Origin of the sequence: Pedococcus sp. (assembly GCF_036554925.1) — a bacterium.
Lineage (GTDB): Bacteria > Actinomycetota > Actinomycetes > Actinomycetales > Dermatophilaceae > Pedococcus_A.
Window position 1 is genome coordinate 1 of record NZ_DATBMI010000214.1, and the last position, 3,561, is coordinate 3,561.

The 3,561-nt window shown below is 74.6% G+C and carries 3 protein-coding genes; 1 reads left to right on the forward strand and 2 read right to left on the reverse strand.

The window, feature by feature from the left end:
- The first annotated feature begins 3 nt into the window (after positions 1-3).
- The gene (locus VIB11_RS16250; protein WP_332032612.1) at positions 4-1,536 is read left to right on the forward strand and encodes an ATP-dependent DNA ligase; all 1,533 of its coding nucleotides are present in this window, start codon (positions 4-6) and stop codon (positions 1,534-1,536) included.
- A gap of 52 nt (positions 1,537-1,588) precedes the next feature.
- Here the strand turns inward: VIB11_RS16250 and VIB11_RS16255 are convergent, their stop codons facing one another.
- Both VIB11_RS16255 and VIB11_RS16260 read right to left on the reverse strand, forming a co-directional pair.
- Positions 1,589-2,434 (reverse strand): DUF1295 domain-containing protein, encoded by an 846-nt coding sequence (locus tag VIB11_RS16255; RefSeq protein WP_332032609.1) that lies wholly within the window; start codon positions 2,432-2,434, stop codon positions 1,589-1,591.
- On the reverse strand, positions 2,431-3,561 hold a 1,131-nt coding region (locus VIB11_RS16260; RefSeq protein ID WP_332032611.1), incomplete at its 5' end, for a cyclopropane-fatty-acyl-phospholipid synthase family protein. The genes VIB11_RS16255 and VIB11_RS16260, both read right to left, overlap by 4 nt.

A 3,561-nucleotide genomic window follows, 5' to 3' on the forward strand; every position in this document is an offset into this window, starting at 1 on the left:
CCGGTGCTGCTGAGCGAGCTGGTCGCCGCCTCGGCGCAGGTGGCGGCGACCCGCTCGCGCACGGCCAAGGTCGACGCCCTCGCCGCGGCGCTCGGGGCCGCCGGACCCGACGAGGTCGCGACGGCCACCGCCTACCTCTCCGGAGTGCTGCCGCAGCGACGCGTGGGCGTGAGCTGGCGCAGCCTCACGGACCTGCCGCCGCCCGCCCCCTCCCCCGTCCTGACCGTCGCCGAGGTCGACCACCGCCTCGGCGAGCTCGCCTCCGTGTCCGGGGCGGGTTCGGCCGCAGCCCGCTCGGCCGCCGTCGCCGAGCTCTTCGGCCGGGCCACCGCCGCCGAGCAGGACTTCCTGCGCCGCCTGATCACCGGGGAGCTGCGCCAGGGCGCGCTCGACGGCGTGATGCAGAAGGCCGTGGCCACCGCCGCCGGCGTCCCGGAGGACGCCGTGCGCCGTGCCGTGATGCTGGCCGGGTATGCCGCGCCCGCGGCGGAGGCGGCGATGTCCGGCGGCGTCGAGGCGCTGGCCTCCATCGGCCTGGTGGTCGGGCGCCCGCTGCGCCCCATGCTCGCGGCGGCGGCACCCGACGTGGCGACGGCGCTCGGCGAGCTGGGCGACGGAGGCGTCGTCGTCGACGGCAAGCTCGACGGCATACGGCTGCAGGCCCACCGGCTGGGAGGCGAGGTGCGCCTGTTCACCCGCAGCCTCGACGACATCACCGAGCGCCTGCCGGAGGTCGTGGAGGCCGTCACCGCGCTCCCGCCGGGCGACCTGGTGCTCGACGGCGAGGCCATCGCCCTCGACGCCGAGGGGCGGCCGCGTCCCTTCCAGGAGACCGCCGCCCGCACCATGAGCCGGGTGGGCGTCGACCGGCTCCGCGAGCAGGTGCCGCTGAGCACCTTCTTCTTCGACCTGCTCCACGCCGGCGGCGCCGACCTCATCGACCGGCCGGCGGCCGAGCGCTTCGACGCCCTCGCAGGGATCGTGCCGGCAGGCCTGCTCGTGCCACGGCTCCACGCGCGCGGGCCGGGCCAGGCCCAGGACTTCTTCGACGAGCTCGTCGCCGCCGGGCACGAGGGCGTCGTCGTCAAGGACCCCACCGCGCCGTATGCCGCCGGGCGGCGGGGTGCGGGCTGGGTCAAGGTCAAGCCCCGCCACACCCTGGACCTCGTCGTGCTCGCGGTGGAGTGGGGCAGCGGCCGGCGCCGCGGACTGCTGTCCAACATCCACCTCGGGGCGAGGCACCCGTCCACGGGCGGCTTCGTCATGCTCGGCAAGACGTTCAAGGGCATGACCGACGAGATGCTCGCCTGGCAGACCGAACGCTTCCTGGAGCTCGAGACGTCCCGCGAGGGGCACGTCGTGCACGTGCGGCCCGTGCAGGTCGTCGAGGTCGCGTTCGACGGCCTGCAGCGCTCCAGCCGCTACCCCGGCGGGGTCGCCCTGCGGTTCGCGAGGGTCCTGCGCTACCGGTCGGACAAGACGGCCGACCAGGCGGACACGCTCGAGACCGTGCTGCGCCTCGCGCCCGGACCCTGACCCTGACCCTGCCGAGGCGGCGGCGAGGTCGCGGAACCCAGGATGGCGGTCTTCACGAGGGTGTGCCCCTCCGCTGCGGTTTCCGAGGAGGCAGTGGGACGAAGCCGCTGGTGCGGCGGACGTAGTCGGCGTAGTCGGGGCGACGGTCGGCGATGTCCTTCTCGAGCAGCGCGGCGCCGGTGCCCTTGGCGAGGTTCCAGGTCATGGCGAGCGGGGAGAGGACGAAGAGGACCCCGGGCCACGCGCTCGCGGCGACCAGCCACAGCCCCCACCACACGCAGGCGTCGCCGAAGTAGTTGGGGTGACGGGTGTAGTGCCACAGGCCGGTGTCGAGGACGCGGCCCCGGTTGGACGGCTCGGCCCGGAAGCGCTCGAGCTGCCAGTCCCCCACGGTCTCGAAGAAGAGGCCCACGGCCCAGACCGCCGCCCCGGCCCAGGCGAGCGCCCCCAGCCCCTGCGGCTGCACCATCGCGACCTGCACGGGCAGCGAGACGAACCACATGACGACGCCCTGGGTCAGGTAGATCCGCCGCACCGCAAAGGCGGTGCGGCCTCCCGGTGGCGCCTTGGCGAGCAGCTCCTCGTAGCGAGGGTCCTCGCCGCGGCCACGGGAGCGGCGGTGGATGTGGGCGCCGAGGCGCAGGCCCCAGCCGGCGGTGAGGGCCAGCACCAGCCAGGAGCGACCGGGGTCGCCGTCACCGGCGAGGAACGCGGCAACCGCGATGGCGACGAAGCCGAGCCCCCAGGCCACGTCCACCACGGTGTGCCTGCCCTGTCCCAGGGCGACCGCCAGGGTGACGCCGAGAACCACGACTACTGCCAGCACCGTCCACGGCAGGACGCCGAGGAAGGCACCCCAGTCGAAGACCTCGGCCGCCTCCCTGGGTGCCCTGCTCACCGGCGTCGCACCGGCGGCATACCGCTCTCGCCGGCCGGGCCGGGACGCACCGCCAGGATCTGGTCGACGCCCATCCGGCCCTCCTCGAAGGCCAGCGCACCGCCGACGAGGTAGAGGCGCCAGACCCGGGCCACCTCCTCGCCGACCATCGCCACGGCTCGGTCCCAGTTCGTCTCGAACGTGTCGTACCAGGCCTGGACGGTGCGCACGTAGTGCTCACGGAGCGCGTGGACGTCACGGACCTCGAGCCCGGCGTCCTCGATCAGGGCCACCGTCCTGCCCACCGGGCGCATCGACATGTCGGGGGCGATGAAGGCTTCGATGAACGGCCCGCCCCCGGGCCGCGTCCGACGCGACATCTGCTGGACCAGTGCCCGGCCCCCGGGGCGGAGACGGTCGCGGATGACGCGGGTGTAGACGGGGTACCGGCGGTCGCCGACGTGCTCGCCCATCTCGATCGACGACACGGCGTCGAAGCCACTCTCGGGCACCTCGCGGTAGTCCTGGAGCCGGACCTCCACCCGGTCGCCCAGCCCCCGCTCGGCCACCCGCGCGTCGATGAAGGCCTTCTGCTGCGCCGAGATGGTCACGGCGGTGACCTGCGCCCCGAAGTGCTCGGCGGCATACAGGCTCAGCGAGCCCCAGCCGCAGCCGATGTCGAGCAGGCGGCTGCCGGAAGCCAGTCCCAGCTTGCGGCAGACGAGGTCCAGCTTGTCGCGCTGTGCGTCCTCGACGCCGTAGCCCGGCGCGTCGGAGGTCCAGTAGCCGCAGGAGTAGGCCATGTGCGGGTCGAGGATGAGCGAGTAGAAGTCGTTGGACAGGTCGTAGTGGTGAGCGATCGCGTGGCGGTCCCGGGTCGGCGAGTGCAGCCGCCCGCGCATCCGGGCCTGCGAGGCGGGTGGCGCCGGCGGCAGCCCGAGCACGCCGAGCTCGCCGGCCAGCCGCAGGGCCCGCACGAGCTCCCCCGGCCCCGGTCTGCGGGCATGCCCCACCCGGGTCGCCTGCCACACGCGGCGCAGGCCGTCGAGCAGGTCGCCGTCGACGTCGAGCTCGCCGGTGACGTACGCCTGCGCCAGGCCGAGCTCGCCGGGCCGTGCCAGCAGCCGCCGCAGGGCGTCCGGCGAGCG